This is a genomic window from Methylophaga sp. UBA2513, assembly GCF_002341285.1.
Lineage (GTDB): Bacteria > Pseudomonadota > Gammaproteobacteria > Nitrosococcales > Methylophagaceae > Methylophaga > Methylophaga marina.
Genome location: NZ_DDNT01000009.1, coordinates 1 through 23155, shown reverse-complemented (window position 1 = coordinate 23155; position 23155 = coordinate 1). Strand labels below are relative to the sequence as shown.

Annotated in this window: 20 protein-coding genes; 11 read left to right on the top strand and 9 right to left on the bottom strand. The window is 44.9% G+C overall.

Translation table 11 applies throughout. The annotated features are described in order from the left end of the window. Window positions 1–15: 15 nt before the first annotated feature. The 3 genes from uvrA to B3V56_RS05450 all read left to right on the top strand — a co-directional run bounded on the left by uvrA (window position 16) and on the right by B3V56_RS05450 (window position 4044). Window positions 16–2838, top strand: a complete 2823-nt coding sequence (gene uvrA / locus B3V56_RS05460) for an excinuclease ABC subunit UvrA (RefSeq protein WP_289283097.1) — start codon at window positions 16–18, stop codon at window positions 2836–2838. Beyond that, window positions 2835–3458, top strand: coding sequence for a CYTH domain-containing protein (locus tag B3V56_RS05455; protein ID WP_289283098.1), 624 nt, complete (start codon window positions 2835–2837; stop codon window positions 3456–3458). Before uvrA ends, B3V56_RS05455 begins: the two co-directional genes overlap by 4 nt. Before the next feature lie 151 nt (window positions 3459–3609). Further along, window positions 3610–4044 carry a host attachment protein gene (locus B3V56_RS05450; RefSeq protein ID WP_286305728.1) on the top strand — a complete coding sequence of 145 codons (435 nt, stop codon included), beginning with the start codon at window positions 3610–3612 and terminating at the stop codon, window positions 4042–4044. Between the two features lie 42 nt (window positions 4045–4086). Here the strand turns inward: B3V56_RS05450 and B3V56_RS05445 are convergent, their stop codons facing one another. Genes B3V56_RS05445 through gshB form a run of 3 tightly spaced genes read right to left on the bottom strand, consistent with a single transcriptional unit; the run spans window position 4087 to window position 7108 of the window. Beyond that, the gene (locus B3V56_RS05445; protein ID WP_286305727.1) at window positions 4087–5109 is read right to left on the bottom strand and encodes an energy transducer TonB; all 1023 of its coding nucleotides are present in this window, start codon (window positions 5107–5109) and stop codon (window positions 4087–4089) included. 2 nt (window positions 5110–5111) lie between these two features. After that, entirely contained in the window at window positions 5112–6167 is a 1056-nt protein-coding gene (locus B3V56_RS05440) for an FAD:protein FMN transferase (RefSeq protein WP_289283099.1), read from the bottom strand. Further along, window positions 6164–7108, bottom strand: a complete 945-nt coding sequence (gene gshB, locus B3V56_RS05435) for a glutathione synthase (protein ID WP_289284034.1) — start codon at window positions 7106–7108, stop codon at window positions 6164–6166. The genes B3V56_RS05440 and gshB overlap by 4 nt, the downstream gene beginning before the upstream one ends. A 182-nt stretch (window positions 7109–7290) precedes the next feature. Between gshB and glyQ the strand changes: the two genes are divergently transcribed. Genes glyQ through B3V56_RS05410 form a run of 5 tightly spaced genes read left to right on the top strand, consistent with a single transcriptional unit; the run spans window position 7291 to window position 13690 of the window. Beyond that, on the top strand, window positions 7291–8229 hold the full coding sequence (gene glyQ / locus B3V56_RS05430) for a glycine--tRNA ligase subunit alpha (RefSeq protein WP_289283100.1): 939 nt from the start codon (window positions 7291–7293) through the stop codon (window positions 8227–8229). Then, a complete protein-coding gene (gene glyS, locus B3V56_RS05425; RefSeq protein WP_289283101.1) occupies window positions 8226–10304 on the top strand; it encodes a glycine--tRNA ligase subunit beta in 2079 nt (692 codons plus the stop codon). Before glyQ ends, glyS begins: the two co-directional genes overlap by 4 nt. An 11-nt stretch (window positions 10305–10315) precedes the next feature. Further along, on the top strand, window positions 10316–10858 hold the full coding sequence (gene gmhB, locus B3V56_RS05420; protein WP_286305722.1) for a D-glycero-beta-D-manno-heptose 1,7-bisphosphate 7-phosphatase: 543 nt from the start codon (window positions 10316–10318) through the stop codon (window positions 10856–10858). Next, window positions 10855–11598 carry a lysophospholipid acyltransferase family protein gene (locus tag B3V56_RS05415; RefSeq protein WP_289283102.1) on the top strand — a complete coding sequence of 248 codons (744 nt, stop codon included), beginning with the start codon at window positions 10855–10857 and terminating at the stop codon, window positions 11596–11598. The genes gmhB and B3V56_RS05415 overlap by 4 nt, the downstream gene beginning before the upstream one ends. A 10-nt stretch (window positions 11599–11608) precedes the next feature. Next, window positions 11609–13690, top strand: coding sequence for an EAL domain-containing response regulator (locus tag B3V56_RS05410; protein ID WP_289283103.1), 2082 nt, complete (start codon window positions 11609–11611; stop codon window positions 13688–13690). A 41-nt stretch (window positions 13691–13731) separates the two neighbouring features. Here B3V56_RS05410 and htpX read toward each other — a convergent pair whose 3' ends face one another. The 5 genes from htpX to B3V56_RS05385 are packed head-to-tail and all read right to left on the bottom strand — an operon-like array spanning window position 13732 to window position 18659. Next, window positions 13732–14613: a protease HtpX gene (gene htpX / locus B3V56_RS05405; protein WP_286305719.1), complete on the bottom strand. Its 882-nt coding sequence runs from the start codon at window positions 14611–14613 to the stop codon at window positions 13732–13734. Between the two features lie 56 nt (window positions 14614–14669). Further along, window positions 14670–15791 carry an ATP-grasp domain-containing protein gene (locus B3V56_RS05400; RefSeq protein WP_289283104.1) on the bottom strand — a complete coding sequence of 374 codons (1122 nt, stop codon included), beginning with the start codon at window positions 15789–15791 and terminating at the stop codon, window positions 14670–14672. Window positions 15792–15803: 12 nt separating this feature from the next. Next, window positions 15804–16709, bottom strand: a complete 906-nt coding sequence (locus B3V56_RS05395) for an NAD(P)-dependent methylenetetrahydromethanopterin dehydrogenase (protein ID WP_289243763.1) — start codon at window positions 16707–16709, stop codon at window positions 15804–15806. 52 nt (window positions 16710–16761) lie between these two features. Next, on the bottom strand, window positions 16762–17796 hold the full coding sequence (locus B3V56_RS05390) for a beta-ribofuranosylaminobenzene 5'-phosphate synthase family protein (protein ID WP_289283105.1): 1035 nt from the start codon (window positions 17794–17796) through the stop codon (window positions 16762–16764). Then, a complete protein-coding gene (locus B3V56_RS05385) occupies window positions 17793–18659 on the bottom strand; it encodes an NAD(P)-dependent methylenetetrahydromethanopterin dehydrogenase (protein WP_289283106.1) in 867 nt (288 codons plus the stop codon). Before B3V56_RS05385 ends, B3V56_RS05390 begins: the two co-directional genes overlap by 4 nt. Window positions 18660–18898: 239 nt before the next feature. Between B3V56_RS05385 and B3V56_RS05380 the strand changes: the two genes are divergently transcribed. Further along, window positions 18899–19255 carry a hypothetical protein gene (locus B3V56_RS05380; RefSeq protein ID WP_289283107.1) on the top strand — a complete coding sequence of 119 codons (357 nt, stop codon included), beginning with the start codon at window positions 18899–18901 and terminating at the stop codon, window positions 19253–19255. Window positions 19256–19319: 64 nt separating this feature from the next. On the opposite strand, the gene B3V56_RS05375 is transcribed toward B3V56_RS05380, so the two are convergent. Beyond that, entirely contained in the window at window positions 19320–20117 is a 798-nt protein-coding gene (locus B3V56_RS05375; protein ID WP_289283108.1) for a quinoprotein dehydrogenase-associated SoxYZ-like carrier, read from the bottom strand. Window positions 20118–20395: 278 nt separating this feature from the next. Here B3V56_RS05375 and gltX point away from each other — a divergent pair, with 278 nt between their 5' ends. Together gltX and B3V56_RS05365 are read left to right on the top strand one after the other, a co-directional pair. Then, window positions 20396–21802: a glutamate--tRNA ligase gene (gltX, locus tag B3V56_RS05370; RefSeq protein WP_289283109.1), complete on the top strand. Its 1407-nt coding sequence runs from the start codon at window positions 20396–20398 to the stop codon at window positions 21800–21802. Between the two features lie 208 nt (window positions 21803–22010). Continuing rightward, a partial coding sequence (locus B3V56_RS05365; protein WP_289284033.1) for a PQQ-dependent dehydrogenase, methanol/ethanol family occupies window positions 22011–23155 on the top strand: 1145 nt, incomplete at its 3' end.

The following is a 23155-nucleotide window of genomic DNA, read 5'->3' as shown; positions in this document are numbered from 1 at the left end:
ATAAGCGTTCCCGGGATGAAAAATATAAGCATTCGTGGGGCTCGAACCCACAATCTTAAAAATATTGACCTGGACCTGCCGAGAGATGCTCTGATTGTAATTACTGGCCTGTCTGGTTCGGGAAAATCGTCGCTTGCCTTCGACACATTATACGCAGAAGGGCAGCGTCGATATGTGGAATCCTTGTCAGCCTACGCCAGACAGTTCTTATCGATGATGGAAAAGCCGGATGTGGATCATATTGAAGGCTTGTCTCCTGCGATATCGATTGAACAAAAATCAACATCACATAATCCGCGCTCAACGGTCGGTACCATCACCGAAATTTATGACTATTTAAGGTTGTTATTTGCTCGTGCGGGTGAACCACGTTGTCCGACACATCATCAACCATTGGCAGCACAGACGGTGAGTCAAATGGTAGACGCCGTGCTGGATATGCCGGAAGGTAAACGCTTGATGCTGATTGCACCAGTGATTCAGGATCGTAAAGGTGAGCATCGTGATGTCTTGGAAGAATTACGAATCAAAGGCTTTGTTCGTGCGCGCGTGAATGGTCAAGTTATTGAGCTCGATGATCCGCCTGAATTGGAGCTGCGTAAAAAACATACCATTGAAGCGGTGGTGGATCGTTTTAAAGTGCGCCCGGACATTCAGCAACGGTTGGCTGAATCCTTTGAAACGGCATTAGCCATGGCGGATGGTGTGGCGAAAGTCGTGTCGATGGATGATGAATCTGATGAGACTTTATTTTCTGCACGTTTTGCCTGTCCAGAGTGTGGTTATTCGATTTCTGAATTAGAACCACGCATGTTCTCATTCAATAATCCTGCTGGAGCTTGTCCGACTTGTGACGGGCTTGGGGTGAAGCAGTTTATTGATCCCGCTCGAGTAGTGACTCATCCTGAATTAAGTCTGGCAGCAGGTGCCATTCGGGGGTGGGATCGCCGAAATGCGTATTACTACCAACTAATGCTATCGCTAGCGGAGCATTATAAATTCGATCTGGATAGGCCTTTTCAGGACTTGTCCGATGAGATTCGTGAGGTCATTTTATATGGTAGTGGTAAAACGCAGATTGCCTTCAGCTACATGGGCGACCGTGGTAAAAGCGTCAGTCGTAAACACCCGTTTGAAGGTGTAATTCCGAATATGCAGCGTCGTTATCACGAAACAGAATCAAACAGTGTTCGTGAAGATTTGGCTAAATTTCATTCTATCCGTGCTTGTCCGGAGTGTCATGGAGCCAGATTAACGCTGGCTTCACGTAATGTATTTGTGAATGAAATTACCTTACCTGAAGTCACAGCAATGCCTATCGGTGAAGTGAGTACTTTCTTTCAAACACTCACCTTACCTGGCAAACGTGGCGAAATTGCAGAAAAGATTGTCACCGAAATTTCAGCGCGTCTGAGCTTTCTGGTCAACGTCGGCCTTGATTATTTGAATCTGGCACGCAGTGCGGAAACATTGTCAGGTGGTGAAGCGCAGCGTATTCGTTTAGCCAGTCAGATCGGTGCGGGTTTAGTAGGGGTCATGTACATTCTGGATGAACCTTCGATAGGGCTGCATCAACGTGATAATGATCGCCTGCTGGAAACCTTAACCCGACTTCGTGATTTAGGTAACACGGTCATTGTGGTTGAGCATGATGAAGATGCGATTCGCATGGCAGACTTTGTGCTGGATATTGGGCCTGGTGCCGGTGTGCATGGTGGCCAAATTGTGGCTCAGGGTACACCTGAAGAAATCATGAAAAGTGAAGAGTCACTGACCGGGCAATATCTGTCAGGCCGTAGAAAAATTGAACTGCCAGCGAAACGTCAGCCACCTCATGCAGGCCGTGTGATTGGTTTGAGAGGTGCTTGCGGAAATAATCTGAAAAATGTGGATATTGATGTGCCGGTTGGTCTGATGACCTGTGTCACCGGTGTGTCAGGATCTGGGAAATCGACGCTGATCAATGAAACATTATTAAAGCTGACCGCGAAAAACTTAAATGGTAACTCTGAAGAACCCGCCCCACATTCTGAAATTATTGGTTTAGAGCAGCTGGATAAAGTGGTGGCGATTAATCAAAGTCCAATTGGTCGTACGCCGCGTTCAAATCCGGCGACCTACACCGGTCTGTTTACACCGATTCGTGAGTTATTTGCGGGTACACCTGAGGCACGTTCACGTGGTTATGGCCCAGGACGTTTCAGCTTTAACGTGAAAGGTGGACGTTGTGAAGCCTGTCAGGGCGATGGTCTGATTAAAGTTGAAATGCATTTCCTGCCCGACATTTATGTGCCATGTGATGTCTGTAAGGGCCAGCGATATAACCGCGAAACACTGGATATCCGCTACAAAGGTAAAACCATTACCGAAGTACTGGATATGACCATCGAAGAGGCGAATGTCTTTTTTGAAAATATTCCGGTCGTGGCGAAAAAGTTACAGACATTGATTGATGTTGGTCTGACCTATATCAAGCTTGGCCAGAATGCGACTACCTTATCGGGTGGTGAGGCGCAGCGGGTCAAATTAGCCAAAGAGTTATCCAAACGTGATACCGGTAAAACCCTGTATGTCTTAGATGAGCCAACCACGGGGCTGCACTTTTTCGATATCGAACAATTACTCAAAGTCCTGCATAGCCTGCGAGATCGTGGCAATACCATTGTGGTCATTGAGCATAATCTGGATGTGATTAAAACCGCAGACTGGATCATTGATATGGGCCCTGAAGGTGGTGCACGTGGTGGTGAAGTGCTGGCCGTTGGTACACCAGAGGAGGTGGCCGAACATCCGGCTTCTTACACCGGTAAATATTTAAAGCCTTTATTGAACTCATGAGCCTAGAACAAGAAATAAAACTTCAGGTAACGCAGGCTGACTCGCTTAACTTGCAAGCGCTGGGCTGGCTGACTTCCATGTTGAAACAGGATGTATATCAACAACATTTGTTGAGTACCTATTTTGATACGCCGGACAAAGCCTTAATGACATTTGGCGTAGGATTGAGGTTACGTCAAATAGGTGAACAATGGCTGCAAACGGTGAAATGCAGTGGGCAAGCTAATGCTGGTCTGCACCAACGTCAAGAATGGGAACACGAATTGGGGGCGCCAGTGTTTGATCTTGAGCGTCTGGCGGAAACCGCCATTGCGCCGCTATTAGAACAAGCCCAGGTCTGGAATGCCATCCAGCCTGTGTTTACCACCGAGTTTGAACGAGATGTCTGGTTGTTGGTGTTAGAGGCTGACACCGTGGTTGAACTGGCTTATGACCGAGGAGAAGTCAGAGCAGGTGGCAAACAAACAGCGATTCATGAAATTGAGCTGGAATTAAAGCACGGCGATATAGAACATTGCCAAAAATTAGCCGACAAGCTTAAGGCCGCTCTGCCACTTGAATACAGCAATATCAGTAAGGCGGGCTTGGGATATAAACTGTCACAAGACACTGATAAGTAAAGAATTGTTTAGAAATGTTAAGTGACAGACAAAGGCCATATTGTCTGTTATAGTCGAACCATTGCTTCTATCAAGTTAATGATGATGCAGGGTGATTTCCCGCTTATTGCTCTGTGTTGCTTGTTTTCCCAAGCGAGAAGGAGAATCGACTATGAAGAAAAAGTGGATCGTTGTCGCCGAGAGCAGTCGGGCTCGGATTTTTTCTGTTGAGAGTCGGACTAGTCCACTTAAGGAAATCGATGACATGGTCAATACTGCCAGTCGCGCTCATAATCAGGACTTAGTATCTGACGAGCCGGGGCGAGGTTTCGATAGTTATGGTTCTGGAGGGCGTCATGCTATGGAGTCCAAAACGGAACCGAAAAAACAGGAAATGCAGATGTTTGCTCATGACTTAAGTGAGCGTCTGGAAACGGCTCGCCGCACAGGTGATGTCAACGACCTTGTGTTGATTTCCCCACCCAGCTTTCTGGGGGCACTCAAGCAACAAATGGGTGAAGTGACACAAAAATATATCAGTCAGACCATTAACAAAAACTTTATCAATAAAAGCGAACAAGAAATTCGCCAGTATTTATTTCAGTAATATTCAGTTAAGCCGGTAACAATGCGTCGTTGCCGGCTTTTTTTATCTTGTTGACAGGCCTCGACCAGTTTCAAACTTCCAGGTACGAATCACGGTCAGCATATCGTTATTTTTCAATACATCTTCCGGTATGGCAGCATAAGGCGCCCCCAGTCGGACGATCTTGACCGCGGCATCATCCAGTACTTTATGGCCTGATGAACGTGATACGACGATGCCACCCGCTGGCACACTGCCGTCGGGATTAATATCTACAGACAACATCAGGCTACCACTCAGGCCTTTTTGCCGCGCTTCCTGCGGGTAGTTCATATTACCGATTCGCTCGACCTTCATTTCCCACGCTTTCATATAGGCAGCGGCAGCAAACTCTTTGGTAGAGGCTGAAATACGTCGTTTTTTTGGTCTTTCACTCAGTGCTTTAGTGCTTTTATCGAGTTTTTCCTGCAGCTCGCTGATTTCACTTCTGGCTTGCATCATCAAATCACGGGCAGAAATGTCAGGTTTAGTGACCTTTTCAGGTTCTGCTTCAGTTTTAGCTGCGGTTTCTGCTGTCTCGGTTTTTTCTACCTTGCGTTCCGCTTTTTCCTGAGTGAGCTTTTTAACGGGCTTTTCAGGTTGAGGAACGGGTTTTGCCTTGGGCTGCGGTTTAGGTTTTTTGACCTCAGGCTTAGGCTCTACTTCTTTGGGTTTTGGTGGTGTTGGCTCTGGAGCCGGAGGTTGTACCGCAACTGTTTCCGTGTCGGCGACAGTGTCTGTTTTTGGTGCTGGCGGCGGTGCTGATGGAACATCTTTAGTGACCGGGACAGGTTTATCTTTTGTCGGTTCTGGGGTCGGTGTATCAAGCTCACCTCCACCTTCATTATTGGCCTGCGCCAGAAAGTCTGCCTCTTCCGGTTTGATTTTGTCTTGTTGTTTTACCAATGTGATATCAAGATTATTCGCAGGTGCATTGGTGGGTTTTGAAAACACATCAAAGCTCACGCCCAGCACAATCACCAGATGCAGGATGACTGAAAACAGCAAAGTAAAAATAAGTCGATCTGATGATGCGCTGGTAGCCATGATTATGGAGTCGCTGTTGTGCCTATTTCACGTAAAATCGGTTGAGTTGATTTGTCAGTAAAATGAATTTTTTTCTGTATGGATGGGGTCATTTCGATTTGACCATCAGCTCGAACAATCATTACTTCCTTGATCCCCATTGATGCGGCAATCTCTGGCCAGTCTTTGCCAGCCACGATTAATGCGGTCGCTGCGGCATCAGCACGAGCGGCTTGCTGATGAATAACCGTCGCAGAGATATTATCCTGAGCCGGATAACCTGTTCTTGGGTCCAATATATGAGGATAACGTTTACCTTCATAGGTGAAGAATCGTTCGTAGTCACCCGAGGTGAAAACACTTTCATCACCCGAAACGGCTACGGAAGCCAGCATAGCGGCTTCTTTGCGTGGGTGACGAATACCAATGACCCAAGGGCGATGACCATGCTTACCAATCGCACGTAAATCACCACCGATATTGATGATGGCATTATTCACACCTTGTTTTTTCAGTGCCTCAATGGCGGCATCTACCGCCGTGCCTTTGGCAAAACCACCAAAGCCCAGTTTCACCATAGGGTTATCACTGGTGAGAATATTATCTTGAATATGAATATTTTCCATACTGGGGGCGGATTTTAACCAGGCGTCGATTTTGTCTTGAGCGGGTGGCGGGCGCGATTCAAACCAATCATCACGATGGTAACCCCAGAGCTCAAATAATTTACCAGCGGCCGGGTTGAATAAATGATGACTTTCCTTGGCATAGGTGGCCGCTTCTTCGATAACGGCAGCGACTTGAGGTTTGATTTCAACTGATTCGCCATTCGCGATAGCTTTATTTATTCGAGTTAAGGTGCTGAGTTTCCAGGCATGCCAGGTGTCGTTGATGGCGTTGAATGAGTCTTCCAAAGCATCAACGGTTTTTTCAGCTGTTTCAGCATCTACGCCATAAAGGCTGACATCAATCTCAGTACCAAAGGCATAAAACTTCGCCTGGCGGGCGCTTTCTTGTTGTTCTCCACAAGCGGTGAGTAGGGCTACTAGAATTAATAAAAGAGGAAAGAGTTTCATCATAAAAGTTTATCTATGGCTGTCATTAAGTCGGCACCAATATTGATACCAAATTGTCTATCAAGTTCACGGATACAGGTCGGGCTGGTGACATTTATCTCTGTCAGATAATCGCCAATGACGTCCAGTCCGACAAAAATTAAGCCTTTTTCGCGTAGTTTGGGGCCAACCTGTTCGCATATCCAACGATCCCTGTCAGTCAGTGGCCGACCTTCGGCTCGCCCACCTGCAGCAAGGTTGCCGCGCGTTTCACCTTCAGCTGGGATACGGGCCAGAGCGTAAGGCACCGGCTCACCATTTATCAACAGAATACGTTTGTCGCCGTCTTTGATTGCCGGCAAATACTTTTGCGCCATGACCGAACGTTTTCCATGTTCTGACAGCGTTTCGACGATAACTGAGAAATTAGGATCGCCCTGATTGATGCGAAATATCGACGCACCACCCATGCCATCAAGCGGTTTAAGAATAATATCGCCATGCGTTTGCTGGAAATCTTTTATCAGATGTTTCTGGCGTGTCACCAGAGTGGGAGGACAGCATTGCGGAAACCAGGCGGTAAAGAGTTTTTCATTGGCATCACGCAGGCTTTGTGGATCATTGATAATAAGCACGCCATTAGCTTGAGCTTGTTCCAGCAAATAAGTGCTGTAGATGTATTCCATATCAAATGGCGGATCTTTACGCATCAATATGGCTTCTACATCAGTGATGGGGCGGGTGACTTTTTCACCCAGTTCAAACCAGTGCTGCGGGTCATCAAACACGCGAAGACTGCGCATTTCAGCAAAAACTTTTCCCTCAGATAGAAAAAGGTCTTGCTGTTCCATATATAAAATCTGCCAGTCTCGCTGCTGCGCGGCCAGCATCATCGCAAGACTACTGTCTTTTTTGGTATTAATCCGATCGATCGGATCCATAACGATGCCAATGGTTCGTTGCATAGTCACTCTCATGATTGCCTGACTCAGGTTGTGAATTGTACCTGAATGGTGGCAATGGAGTGACGAGGAAAATGTGTGCTCAGGCTTTCTCGTATCAGATTTATCTGCTGTCGACCTCTACAGTCAGCTCTGTATTCGCTATAATCCCGTATGTTTTGACTTTGGATTGTGAAATCGAGCTAATGACTAAGACAGCGGTGATGAAGGCGGAAACGCCAAGAACCTTTCAGGAACTGATCCTCAGGCTGCAACAGTACTGGGCTGAGCAGGGCTGTGTGCTTCTCCAACCTTACGATATGGAAGTCGGTGCAGGGACATTCCATCCAGCGACATTTTTGCGCGCGATTGGCCCTGAACCATGGAGTGCTGCTTATGTTCAGCCTTCACGTCGTCCGACCGATGGTCGCTATGGCGAAAACCCAAATCGTCTCCAACACTACTACCAGTTTCAGGTCGTTTTAAAACCGTCACCTATCAACATTCAGGAACTCTATTTAGGCTCTCTGGAAATGCTGGGGCTGGATACTGCTATTCATGATGTGCGTTTTGTCGAAGATAACTGGGAGTCACCGACCCTCGGTGCATGGGGGCTTGGTTGGGAAGTATGGTTGAACGGTATGGAAGTCACACAGTTCACGTATTTCCAACAGGTGGGTGGACTCGAATGTCGACCCGTCACCGGTGAAATTACCTACGGTCTGGAACGTATAGCCATGTACCTGCAAGGTGTGAGCAGTGTCTATGACTTAATCTGGGCAGATGGTCCTATGGGTAAAGTCACTTATGGTGACGTGTTCCACCAAAACGAAGTCGAAATGTCGACTTACAACTTCGAACATGCCGATGTGGACAGTTTATTCACCACATTTGATACCTGTGAACGTGAAAGTCAACGTATGATAGAAGCAGGTTTACCGCTACCTGCCTATGAGCTGGTGTTGAAAGCGTCACATACGTTTAACTTACTCGATGCAAGAAAAGCCATTTCCGTGACAGAAAGACAGCGATATATCCTCCGTGTACGTACCTTAGCCAGAGCCGTTGCTCAGGCCTATTACGACAGACGTGAATCATTAGGTTTTCCAATGGTTCAGTCTGAAAATAAGGAGGCACAGGCATGAGTCAGACACAGGATTTGCTTATTGAGGTAGGCACAGAAGAATTACCGCCGAAGGCTTTGTTGAAATTGAGTCAGGCATTTCACCAAGGGGTTGAACAAGGCCTAAAAAATGCTGAGCTAAGCTTTGATGCAATTCGTGCTTACGCTACACCAAGACGTTTGGCTTTAGTGATTTCGAAGTTACAAACGCAACAAGATGATCTCACTGTAGAACGACGTGGCCCGGCCGTAACCGCCGCATTTGATGAAGATGGTAATCCGACCAAAGCCTTACAAGGCTTCGCTCGTTCTTGTGGCGTGGATGTTGATGATTTGGAAACGATGCAGACAGAAAAAGGCGCATGGTTGATCTTCAGACAACAGCAAAAAGGGGCTGAAACCGCCACTTTATTGCCTGACATCATTCAGCAATCGTTAAATGCTTTACCCATTCCCAAGCGTATGCGCTGGGGCAACTTGCCGGGTGAGTTTGTTCGTCCTGTTCACTGGTTGGTTGTGTTACTGGGGGATGACATTGTTCCTTTCGAATTACTCGGCGTGAGCGCAGACCGTTTTACGGTTGGTCATCGTTTCCACCATCCTCAGCCTATCCGTATCAGCACACCGATGACTTATGCACCACAACTGGAAACAGAAGGCCATGTGATGGTGGATTACGAAGCCAGAAAACAGGCGATTCATGGGCAGGTAAATGAATTGGCAGCCAGCCTCGGTGGTGATGCCGTGATTAATCCTGAGTTACTTGAGGAAGTGACTGGCTTAGTGGAGTGGCCCGTGGCCCTAGCAGGTAACTTTGATCAGCGTTTTCTAGAATTACCTCCTGAAGCGTTGATTTCATCAATGGAAGGTCATCAGAAATATTTCGCGGTACGAGCAAAGAATGGGGATTTACTGCCGCATTTCATCACTATCTGTAATATCGCTAGTCAGGATCCGGCACAAGTGATTGCCGGTAATGAACGTGTGATTCTGCCACGACTGAGTGATGCGGCCTTTTTCTGGGAAACGGATCGCAAGTCACCTTTGGCTGCTCGCCAAGAGCAGTTAAAAACCATTGTGTTCCAGAATAAGTTAGGCACGGTTTATGACAAATCTCAGCGTGTTGCAGCCTTAGCCGCCAGTATTGCACAACAGATGGGAAGTGAGGCTCAGTTAGCTGAACGTGCAGCATTGTTAGCAAAATGTGATCTTGTTACGGAAATGGTCGGTGAGTTTCCTGAATTACAGGGTATTATGGGCCGTTATTATGCTCAGTTGGATGGTGAGCCTGCTGATGTCGCGGAAGCACTGGATGAGCAATATCGTCCACGTTTTGCCGGTGATGAGCTGCCGCAAACAGCAACCGGTATCGCCGTCAGTTTAGCCGAAAAACTGGATACGATTGTTGGTCTGTTTGGTATTGGCCAGCCGCCTTCTGGTGTTAAAGACCCGTTTGCCTTACGACGTGCGGCATTAGGTGTGCTGCGTATTATTATTGAGCGTCAACTGTCACTTGATCTGTTCGAGCTTATCTCTGAAGCGGTCAACAACTTTGTTGATATTCTGACTGAAGATGATGTGAGAACTCAGGTGATGCAGTATTTTTACGATCGTCTGCGTGGTTATGTTATCGACCAAGGGGCTAAAGCGGATGAATACGAGTCAGTGCTGGCAGTATCACCAACGCAACCGCTTGATTTCATGCAAAGACTGAATGCTGTAGCCGAGTTTAGAAAATTGGAGCAAGCAGAATCGCTGGCAGCCGGTAATAAGCGTATTGGTAATATTTTGCGTAAAAATGAGGCTGAGCAAGAAGGCCTGGTTGTTGAGCCTGGCCTGTTAGTTGAACCAGCTGAAAAAGCGCTGGCTGAACAGGTTGTGGAGGCACAACAAGCCTTGAAGCCTCTCTATGCTGCATCAGATTATGCGGGCATTCTGAATTATCTTGCCGGCATGCGTGAAACCATCGATGCTTTTTTTGAGCAAGTCATGGTAATGTCTGATGATGAGGCAGTGAGAAACAATCGATTAGCCTTACTCAATCAAACCCGAGCCTTATTTTTAGGGGTTGCCGATATTTCCTGCTTGCAGGAGTAACAGGAGCAATTATGTCGCTGATTATTCTGGACCGAGATGGCGTCATCAATCATGATTCGGATGATTTCATTAAAAATCCGGCAGAGTGGGAGCCGATTGACGGCAGCCTCGAAGCGATTGCTCGATTAAATTATGCGGGATACCGGGTGGTAGTGATTACCAATCAATCTGGTATCGCGCGCGGTTTGTTTGATGTAGAAACCTTAAACCGTATTCACAGCAAAATGCGTCGTATGCTGGCTCAGGTTGGTGGCAAAATTGAGGCGATCATGTTTTGTCCTCATGGTCCGGAAGATGATTGTCAATGTCGCAAGCCAAAGAATGGCTCTTTCGTGGATCTAGCCCATCGTTTACGTGTGAATCTGGACAATGTACCTGCTGTGGGTGATTCTCTTCGTGATATTCAGGCGGCGATGTTATCTCAGGCCAGGCCTATATTGGTCAGAACAGGTAAAGGTGAGAAGACTCTAGCTGCAGGCATTCCTGACGGTGTAGAGGTTTATGATGATCTGGCGAGTGTCGCTACAGCCCTATTAGAACGCAAACTACAATGATCTATATTCGATCCACTATTTTCTTTATTTTGCATGCGGTGACGGCAGTATTGTTTTCCTGTTTAGGCGTTCTGCTATGGCCTTTACCATTTAAATGGCGTTATGCCGTCGTCAGCCAGTGGGCGAAATCCAATATCTGGCTATTAGATAAAATTTGTCATGTAAAGCTCGACGTTGAGGGTCGTCAGCATATCGGTGATGAACCTGCCGTAATCATATGTAAACATCAATCTTCATGGGAAACCCTGGCATTACAAGCTGTTTTTCCGCCTCAGGTCTGGGTGTTAAAGCGTGAATTATTCTGGATTCCGTTTTTTGGTTGGGGATTAGCATCTCTAAATCCTATTGCAATAGACCGTAAAGCAGGCCGAAAAGCCCTGAATCAAGTGATAGAGCAAGGCTTAGATCGTTTAACATCGGGTGCCTGGGTGGTGATTTTTCCGGAAGGTACCAGAATAGCAAAAGGCTATATTGGTCGATTTGGAATTGGTGGCGCCAGACTGGCAAAAGAAACCGGATATCCGGTTATTCCTGTCTGTCATGATGCCGGTAAATCATGGCCCAAACATGGTTTTTTGAAATACCCTGGTGTAATAAAAATGACTATAGGTCAGAAGATAGCTACCGATAGCCTATCTGCAGCTGAATTAAATCAGCAGTTGTTCGAGTGGATGGAAATACAACAAACCAAGTTGGAAGGTAAGAAACCGATGCTTCTGGACAAAAAGAAAGAACAATAAGGTAACGACCGTGGCGAGAGCAGAAGGCATTTTACGAGTACTGATTATCGATAGTTCTTTGACCGATGCAGATGCTATCGTCAACGTGCTCCGTAGTGCTGGACATGCGGTCAGAGCAACAAGGGAAGATAAGCCTGCAGCAATTGAAAAGCTGTTATCAGCCCAGAATTGGGAATTAATTTTATGTCGAGAAAATATCGCTGATATCCAGCCGATGGATATTTTGAACCTGATACAGCATCTAGATAAAGACCTGCCCTGCATCATCATTGCTGATGATAAATCACATGAAACGGAATACTTTTCGAGCATCGTAAAAGATGTTGTCTTGTTTGAAGATAAACCACGATTACAGTTTGTGATTAATCGCGAGCTGGATAATCTATTTATCAGACGTTTAGCCCGACGTAATGAGCGAGCACTCAGGGAGAGTGAGAAACGCTCTAAAACACTGCTTGATAGTTCAAGAGATGCTGTTGCTTATATGCATGAAGGGATGCATATCTATGTAAACCAGGCTTACCTGAATTTGTTTGGTTATGAAGAGGCGGAAGATATTGCTGGGCTGCCGATTCTCGATTTATTCAGTGCAGATGACCATCCTAAATTTAAGGCGGTATTCAGACAGTTTACTGAGCAAACGGATGCTCCCCCAGTGACGATGACTGGCAATGGATTAACAGCAGAAGGCATAACCTTCAAGGCAGAAATTCAATTTAGTCACGCTCGTGTTGAAGGGGAAGATTGCACTCAGGTTGTGATCAGAGACGATACGGTAATCAATCAACAACCTAAGGCTGTTATCCCAGTACTGGATGATCATGACCAACTTACCGGCTTATATAACCGTAGTCGTTTTATTACTGAGTTGGAAAAAACTGTGCACCGTGCTGCTGAGGGTGAGGGCGATGCGCAACTACTCTATTTGGTACTGGATGATTTCTTTTCGATAAAAGAAAAAGTGGGACTGGCTACCAGCGAAGTTATTTTGAAGAGTGTGTCTGATTTATTGCACGATAACTTGGCTGAACAGGAAGTTATCGGCCATTACGGTGATCAGGTCTTTACCATAATCGTACCGAATCATGACGATGCCTATGTTGATGAGCGCGCAGAGTCTTTCCGAAGAACCATTGATGACTACGTGTCACATGTTGCAGGTAAAACGATAGATTTACGCTGCAGTGTGGGTATCGCTCGCGTTAATGAAAGTCAGTTGACCGCTGAAGCTGTGTTAGAAAATGCAGATAGAGCGGCGATGAAAGCTCAGCATGCGGGTGGAAACCAGGTCATACGGTTCCGTGCTCAAACAGATCAAACTGGACAGCAGTCCAGCGAAAGCTGGCGTCAGCAGCTACAAAAAGCGTTGCAGGACGATAACTTCACTTTATTTTATCAACCGATTGTCAGTTTGCATGGTGAAGAGCAGGAATTTTACGAAGTATTATTGCGCCTTGAGGTAAATGGCGAACTGATTGCAGCGGATAGCTTTATCCAACATGCTGTTCAGTTAAAAATGATGACAGAGATAGATAAATGGGTGATTCGTAGTGCTTTAAAAGCATTAACCATTCATCGTCAACGTTATCCTAAAACACGTTTCTTCATCAAATTATCAGAGCAAAGTCTCCATGAAGAAGCGTTTGTAGATTGGTTATCCGCTTCACTTTCAGCACAACAGCTGAATGCCCAGGCTCTTATTTTTGAAGTCAGTGAGACAATGGCGATTGATAATGTTGAGCAAGTCAGGCACGTGATTGAACGTTTACAAGGCTTGGGCTGTGAATTTGGTTTAGAGCACTTTGGATCGGGTATAGACTTCTCAAATAGTCTGAAAGCATTTAATGTGGATTATCTAAAAATCAACGGTACATTTGTTGAAAATATGGCACATGATGTTGAAAATCAGGCAGCTGTCAAAGCCATCATTGAAATGACAAAAGAAGCGGGTAAGCGTTCTATCGCTGAGTTTGTATCAGATGCGAATAGCTTAGCGCTGTTGTGGCGCTTAGGTGTAGATTATGCCCAAGGTTATTATATCCACGAGCCATCACCTGAAATGAATTACAACTTTGAAGATGACGAGCTGTGAGCTTTAGTAAAAAAAGCCGGGTCAGAAGCCCGGCTTTATTTTTATCTATTTCCGCGTAAAGCGTTAATTCTCTCTTCCAATGGTGGGTGCGTCATAAATAACGCTGAAAGACCACCACCTTTGCCACCAGAAATACCCATAGCATGAAGTTGATCCGGTAACGCTTCGGTGGATGTGCCAGCTAAGCGTTGCAATGCAGCAACCATTTTTGGTGCTCCAACTAAACTGGCAGCACCGGCGTCGGCACGAAACTCACGTTGACGACTAAACCACATCACGATTATGCTAGCCAGAATACCCAGTACCAGTTCTGCGATGATGGAAGTAATCCAGAATGCCGGGCCATGACCTCGTTCTACTTTAAAGACTGTACGATCAACGAGATGTCCAATCACACGTGATAGAACAATGACAAACGTGTTCACTACACCCTGTATTAAAGCCATAGTCACCATATCCCCATTGGCTATATGGCTGACCTCATGGGCGAGAACGGCTTCCACTTCATCTTGAGTCATGGACTGCATCAAACCCGTGCTGACAGCCACTAGTGCATTATTTTTATTGGCACCAGTGGCAAACGCGTTCGGTTGTGGTGAGTTATAAATAGCCACATCAGGCATACCAATATTAGCTTGTTGCGCCAGGCGGGTAACGGTACTTAGCAACCATCGTTCAGTCTCATTTTTAGGTTGTTCAATGACCTGAGCCCCTGTCAGATGTTTTGCCGTCCATTTTGAAATAAGCAGGGAGATGATCGAGCCACTGAAGCCGATTACGGCGGCATAAATAATCAAGGCATTCATATCCAGACCGACGCCTTGTTCGTCTAAAAGGCTATCTATGCCAAGCAGTCGCATTGTAATGCTGAGAACGGCGAGTACAGCGATATTTGTACCAAGAAAAAGTAGTATGCGTTTCATGCATGTGATCCTGTCTTAATAAGTCATCGTTAATATGGGTTGAGACACTGCTATTTTCAAGCAGAACAAAGACAATTTTTCCTTATCTCAGTTTCCACTTGATGACGTTTATTATCGCAATCCAGATGTGATTGAGCTTCAACAAGTACTGTGCACACAGGCTCGCCAGGCTGAATCTTCTGTCTGGCGTGGGGAATATCCCGAGTCTCAACAGGCCACGTTGCCTCGCTCTTTACGAATAATGCTTTATCTGCAAAAAGGTATGAGAGACTGGTAACGTTCGTCATTTCACTATTTTGCTGTTGGATTTCAGCAGATAATTTCTCAACACAAGCCTGAATATACCAACGCAACATATCCGTATTATTGGCGTAAAGCTCCGCCGAAGCGGAAAGTCTTGGATTCAGCTCAAGGATATAAATATTAGCTAACTCGTCAATCATAAAGTCGAGACTGCCATAACCGCGAAAACTAATTGCTGTTACAAGCTTTTCTAGTGCCTTAGCAAGAGTTGCTTTAGAAGACTGGCTGATATCAAAGTGATTAATGATTTGCTGTAGCTGAAATGTTTCTGTGTGGTGTATCTGTTCGTTAAACCCAAAGATGAACACAGACTCACCGTCAGCAAGAAAACTGACTGAGCCTGACCTGCCATTGATATATTCCTGAAAAATAAGATGACGAGCTGTGTAGTTAGTTATATCCGTATCTTGAATATGTATACCGCCACTGCTCATTAGGTCTTTCGTTATCCAACGTTTTTTCTTTTTATCAAAAGCCTGAACCCAATGGGTTTCTGGAAAAGGAATGTCAAGTTGTTGAAGTAGAGGGAAAAAGCGTTGTGGTGATCTTAATTTATCTAATACTTGAAAATCATTACCAAGAATTTGGATATGTGTGGGCAAGCAGTTTAAGAGTTCATAGAAGCGTTCAATGCCAGTAGAAAAAATCAGCAGGCAGCGCTGTTGTTGGGTAATTAGTTCAAAAGATGTGAGTATGGATTCTATGGAAAGCAGTTCTAGGGGAGGGATACGGATACATCGATCAGCAACTTTTTGTGTATCTCTATCTGCAAAACAGTCAACGACCCAGGTTGGGTATCCAAGCTGAGCCGCTGACTGTGCAATAAAGCGAGCTGTTTGACCAAAAATGAGAAGTGGTAACCGCTCTTCATCCATCGTTGTATTAAATTAGACTAATTTACGCGCACCATCGAAGGCATTACGGAAATCAAGATAAACAGGTTTTTCTGACTCTAATGTCTCTCTTAGCAGTGCTTGCTGTAATTTGTATTTAACATCACCAATAGCTAATGCTCCAATACCAACGGCATCAGGTGAATTAGTGGCATGTGTCAACGGTGCGCCAAAGTCCATCAATTTAACACCTTCGATACCCAGTGGTGACACGGCATTAACATCGCCAGCCACTTTGAGTTTAGTCGCATCACGTAAAACAGATGCATTCAGTACCTGGACCCCTGCTTTAGCAGCACAGAAAACGATGTCTGCGTCGTACAATAAACGGGCTTTATCAGCATCAGAAGCCGCTGTCGTGCCTCGTAAATCAACGTCATAGCGTTTTTTGGCTTCTGCAGCAAACTCTAGTGCAGTATCAATAGAGAAGTGATCAACAATGGCCGTTTCTGCACCCTGAAGGGCAGCAATAACGGCTGTGGCAATACCCACTGGTCCGGTTCCACCGAAGACAACGGCTTTAGCGCCTTTTAATTCTTGTTTAAATTTATTTTTCAGTTCACGTTCGACACAAGCCACCAAGGCTGCAGCAGTAGTGAAAGCACCACTTGGATCAGCAAAAACTGAAATTTCAAAAGGAGGAACCATGGATTTTTTAGCCGATTCCAACATGTCCATAGCCAATCCGATATCACGTCCACCGATGAACATGCCGGTTTTTTTCACACCTGAAGGGCCACGTGAAAAAATAGCATCCTGAGTTAGGCCTGCAACTTCGTTTAACTCAACATGTGAATATGGAATCAATACATCGTAACCCGCATCTAGTGCCATGTTAATGTCAAAGGGACTGTTGTGCTTCATTGGGTTAAGCATGTGAATAATCGAACGTTTGGACATAATTAATCCTTATAATAATCAAATTACGGCTGGAATATGATAATAGCCACAGTTACATAGAGGATTCAACAACTGCGCCATGATTATCTGCAGATGTTTGAATAAAAACGGGTGCCTCATCCTCAGAAAAAGTCGTTTTAGCAAATGTCTCAAGCTGTTTTATCAGCTGCTCTGCCTGATCATCACTTTCGACTAATATACATCCTGTCGGGCCCCAAGAGCTCTGAGCAATGCCTGTATGACCCCATTTTTGGGCCTGCAATAGACAGGCTTCGACACGTTTACTGGTGTATCGGCCACCTTGTGCTTGGGCAAAATGATCGCCAATTAACGCTTGAATATCTGTTACGGCTTTACCAAATACATCACAGGATTGTTCAATGAGCGCAGGTAATAGCTGCATCAACGTCATATGACTGATAATACGAGCATTTTCCTGAGGAAACACGGGCAGTTGTTTAAATGCCTGCAATTCAGCGCTGCCATGAATACCTTGATGATTTGGATCCATCACTAACACAATTTTCCATTTCTCAGGAAAGTTAAGCTGAGCAAGAACAGGTGGGACAGTTTGCTCAGGCTTAAGGCCACCATCAATCACAAATCCGCCATGATCAAAAGTAGCAATACCAATTCCTGAACGTTTGCCACGCCCCAACTCTTTGGCAAGCAATGGCGTATCAATGGATAAACCATGAAACTTCGCAAGTGCGACGCCGAGAGTAAGAGTGAGTTGTGTTCCCGAGCCTAGTCCTGAATGTTCTGGGATAGCTGAATTAACAGAAATAGCCACGCTACGGTTGGCATGGGGCACATGTTGCCCCAACTTTTCATAAAACAGCGTACATATTTGATTTATCTTCAATCGCATATTGTCAGTGACATATGCGCCTTGAATATTGAAATTTTCAGCGGGGGATATGTTAATGATTGTGTGGTGGCTGTTGATAGCAAGTCCGATACTACCGAATTTGCGACCAATTTCAGCATTTAAATCAAGAAATCCAAGATGAAGCCTGGCTGGAGCCTGAACGGTGACAGTTGGCATTGCCGTTAGGCTCTCCGCTTCAGCAGTTTTTTGTTTCACTGTTCGTTATCAATCTTGCAGGCTATATCGTAAATTGTGGTTTCATCTAGGAAGGCATCATTGCTTTCAAAGAGTGAGGCAATAGCACCACGATGAACTTTCATTTTAAAGTTACCAATAGCAATTGCACCGTAATAACGCATGCCATTTTTCTCGACACCGTTATCCATGACTTCCATGCCGGCAACACCCAGAGGTGGGACAGCGTTAACATCAGCGACTACTTTAATTGAGGTGTTATTGGCCAGTGCCATTTCCGGTACAACACAGACACCAGCTGGTCCAGCAGCAATCACCACATGTGCATCAGATACGATTTGTTTAACAGCTTCATCACTTCGTGTTTCGCCTGGCATGACATCGACACCGTAGTGCTCTTTCATTTCTTTGACCGTGGCTTTACTTCTTTCCATACTACGACAAGTCAGCGTCACTTTTTTTGCGCCTTCTCTGAGCATGTACAAAGCCGTGCGCTGGCCTACAGGACCGGAGCCAAGAATGACGACATTTTTATCTTTGACATCATAATCAGTAAGCACTTTACGAGCGATGGCAGCAGCTGTTGTATTCGAGCCATTTGGATCGAGCATTACCGATACGCTGACAGGACCGAAAAATGCTTTTTTTACAGCTTTACCGACAAGATCACTGGCAGGCACATTTGAGCCACCGATGAAAATAGCGCTATTTTTCAGGTTTTTTCCACCACGGGTAAAAATCATTCCGTGAACATGTGGTGTGACATTGTCACGTGTGGCGCCGCCATGAGCAATGATGTTATCGACACCAGCATCATAAGCCACTGCTTGGTCGAAGGTGCTGGCAACTGGATCTGTATCCAAGTGCAATAACAATTTTTTCATTTGGCTATCTCCCGCCTGTGTTTATTAGTGTCTTAGTGAGGTTGAAATTCTACCTGATGTTGGTCTTGTGTGAAAATAAAGCGTTTTTTTACCGCGCCGTGATGGCAGAAGATTATGAAGAATTCATGTAGTATGTCTATTCAATTCTGTATCAAAATCAGGATAAGTGGAACTAAAGGTTTGAAGGTTGAGTCTTAACTCATCCGAACAAATGAATAATAAAATATAGGAGAGAATGAATGAAGATTGCTGGAGCTGCTGCATTGTTTGCTACTGGTTTGGCTTTATTGCCAACAATGGCAATGTCCAATGATTTTTCTACGGTTACCCGTGTGCATTTCGTCATGGATTGTATGGAAGCGAATTCAAAAATGAATGTTTATGAGGGAGTTCATAAATGTTCATGTGTTGTAGATAAGTTAGCGGAAGCCTTTACTGAAAAGGAATTCGAAGATATCAGTACTGGCTTTATGTACAAAAACATGCCTGCAGATAAAGGTGCTGAATTCAGAGATGATAAAGGTGTTCAAAAGGGCTTAAAACTGTTCGAAGAAGTGAATCAAGCTGCTTATAAAGAATGTCGCATCCATAACTAAGATGACTATTATTTAGTTAAAAAAAGGCCGCTCAAGCGGCCTTTTTTGTTTCAAACATTAAAAATCAGATCTCTTTTTCTATTTTAAATTCTTGAGATTTTGTGTCATGTACTTTTGCTTCTAGCTTGCCATGCTTTTGAGGAGTGAATGTGAATCGTATGCTTGGATCTTCACTCATCGAAATACCGGCATCCACCGTAATCAGTGTTTGTCCGTTGTAGCTGATATTCATTTTATCGATGTAATGAGCCGGAATATATTTACGTGCTTTTTGATCAAATTGCAGCCCATTGTAGTTAGGGTGGCTAACGATCATCTGAGCCTGAACGGGCTCACCGACACTCGGTTGACGCATTCGCAACTGCATTTTACCTAGCCGAGCTAATGCGGCGGCGGCATCCTTGCCAGCGGGTGCACTGCAACCACCGGAAGCTTTAACAAAACGTGACACCATGTATAAACTGCCATCGTTCATTTCAGCGACAGCTCGGACATAGGTATATTGATCGACCCGCATGCGTGTGGATAAATCGACATTACCTAGCTCAGGTGAAAGATGGAATTTTGCAGAGTAAGGCATTGGATTGTTATCTATAAAGATATAGATGTTCTCAATATAGTTATCCTGCGATTGCGGTTTTAACGATTTTATGGTGATGGGCACAATGGCTGCATCTTCAGCACGTTTTGGTGCTTCCAAGCTTAATATATCTTCCGCCTCATCCTGTATAGTCCTGTCACCGAAGTAAGTTTGTTTCAGCGTTGGCCATACGGGCTCTTCTGGTGTGGCAGCCCAGATGGAATGACTACTTAGAATGAGTACTAATCCTGCAAAAGTGATCGTTGATAATCGACTAAACATTTCTCTCTCCCCAATAAGAAGTTGTTGTTATTTTATGTTTTTTGAAATGTATTGTATGGGAAAAGTTCCTGGTTTGGCAGCGGCTAATCATCATTAAAAGTTTGTACAAAAAGGATATTTCCTTCGCCAGTCAGACTGGGCTTTCCTAGTGTGCGAATAAAATTGGCATGTAGACAATTAAATTAGATTCAGATTAGGAATGTCTGAACCGCGATATATCGATGTTCAACTGTTACAATACTGCCTTTATTGAACCTACCTAGTTGAGAGTTTCTAACATGACTATACGTACCCGTTTTGCTCCAAGTCCAACAGGTTATTTACACGTTGGTGGGGCGAGGACAGCTCTGTTTTCCTGGCTTTATGCCCGTAAACACGGTGGTCGATTTGTACTTCGCATAGAAGATACGGATCTTGAACGTTCTACGGCTGAATCTGTGCAAGCCATTCTTGATGGGATGTCATGGCTAGGGCTCGATTATGATGAAGGGCCGTTTTATCAAACGCAGCGCTTTGACCGTTATAAAGAAATCATTCAACAACTCCTGGAGCAGGGTGATGCTTATCACTGCTATTGCTCGAAAGATGAGCTGGAAGAGATGCGTGAGCAGCAACGCGCCAACAAAGAAAAGCCTCGTTATGATGGCCGTTGCAGGGAATTAACTGAGCCTAAACCCGGTATTGAACCGGTTATCCGCTTTAAGAATCCCACGACTGGTAGTGTCATCGTCAGAGATATGATTCGTGGCAATGTTGAGTTTAAAAACGCTGAATTAGATGATTTGATTATTGCCCGTCCCGATGGCACACCGACCTACAATCTCACGGTTGTGGTCGATGATATGGATATGCAGATGACCCATGTTATCCGTGGTGATGATCATCTCAACAACTCACCCAGACAGATCAATATCTTCAAAGCACTGGGGGCAGAGCCGCCTAAGTTTGCTCACGTGCCGATGATTCTTGGTGATGATGGGGCCAGACTCTCAAAACGACACGGTGCTGTTGGCGTGATGAGTTATCGTGATCAAGGCTATCTCCCCGAAGCTTTACTAAACTATCTCGTCAGACTGGGATGGTCACACGGCGATCAGGAAATCTTTTCAATACAAGAAATGATTGAGCTTTTTGACATTGAAGATGTCAACAAGGCAGCGTCAAGTTTTAATACAGAGAAATTATTGTGGTTAAATCAGCAATACATCAAAAATAGCACTCCAACTCATATTGCTGATCACCTTGCCTGGCATATGCAGCAGCATAAAGTTGATATTTCTGTCGGCCCTAGTCTTGAAAAAATTGCCGTGCTTTATCAGGAAAGAGCAAAAACGCTGGTTGAAATGGCGGAAAGCAGCCTATTCTTTTATAACAAAGTCAGCAGTTTTGACGAAAAAGCAGCTAAGAAAAACTTGAATCAGGCTAGTTTGCCTCTGCTTCAAAATATGCAATCACGATTATTAGCTTTATCAGAATGGTTGGCTGAGCCTATTCATACAGAAATAAAAGCCTGTGCAGACATGCATGAAGTCGGCATGGGGAAAGTTGCCCAGCCTATCAGGGTGGCAATCACAGGGAATACTGTGTCTCCTTCCTTGGATGTGACACTGGAATTGCTTGGTCGTGAGCGCACATTGGCTGCAATTGAGTTCGCTATCGACTGGATCAATAATCAGGACTCATGATCAGGCAAAAGGGAAAAAGATAGGAATTTCATTCACTTAGGCTTTCGGGAAAAAATTCCCGAAAGTTATAAGTAAATTATCATAAAAAAGATGGGAAATATGCTTGACTAACGTTTTCTTCGAGATTATTGTTGCCCTACGCATGAGGTTCAACACTGAACAACTTTCGTGTCGTATATAACTAGAAAGCAATAAAGAGGAAAACTTTATGAAGCTGAAAACTTTATCAATCGCAATGATGACATTAGCTGTACCAGGTTTGGCTGCTGCTGATGAGCTATTGCAAATGCAACAAAACGAAAACAACTGGGTAATGCCAGCAGGTAACTACAACAACCAACGTTACTCTGAATTAACTCAAATCAACAAAGACAATGTTAAAGATTTAAACATGGCATGGTCTTTCTCAACGGGTGTTTTACGTGGTCACGAAGGTAATGCTTTAGTTATCGACGGCACTATGTACGTTCACACACCATTTCCAAACATCGTGTTTGCGTTGGATTTAAACAACGATGGCGCGATCAAATGGAAATATGAACCAAAACAAAACTACGATGAAACTGTACCTGTTATGTGCTGTGACACAGTTAACCGTGGTTTAAGCTATGCAGACGGTAAAATCTTCCTGAACCAAGCGGATACAACTCTGGTCGCTCTGAATGCAGCTGATGGTAGTGTTGCATGGTCTGACAAACGTGATGATCCAAAACGTGGTGCGACCAGCACAGCAGCGGCTCACGTATTTAAAGATAAAATCATCGTCGGTATCTCAGGTGGTGAGTTTGGTGTACGTGGTTACGTTCAAGCTTATGACTTAGATGGTAACGTGAAATACAAAGCGTATAGCACGGGTCCTGATGATGAAATGTTAGTTGACCCAGAAAAAACCACTTCTATGCTGAAACCAGTTGGCAAAGATTCATCGTTGAAAACTTGGCAAGGTGACCAATGGAAAATTGGTGGTGGTACAACTTGGGGTTGGTATTCATACGATCCTGATTTGAACATGTTCTACTACGGCAACGGTAACCCATCAACTTGGAACCCGGTTCAACGTCCTGGTGATAACAAATGGTCAATGTCTCTATGGGGTCGTGATTTAGACACCGGTATGGCGAAATGGGTTTACCAAATGACACCATACGATGAGTGGGATTATGATGGTGTTAACGAAGTTGTGCTTGTTGACCAAAAACTGAAAGGCAAAATGCGTAAAACTGCCGTTCACTTTGACCGTAACGGTTTTGGTTACACCATGGACCGCGTAACTGGCGAACTGTTAGTCGCTGAAAAATACGATCCAGTGGTTAACTGGTCAAACGGTGTGAATCTGAAAACAGGTTTACATGA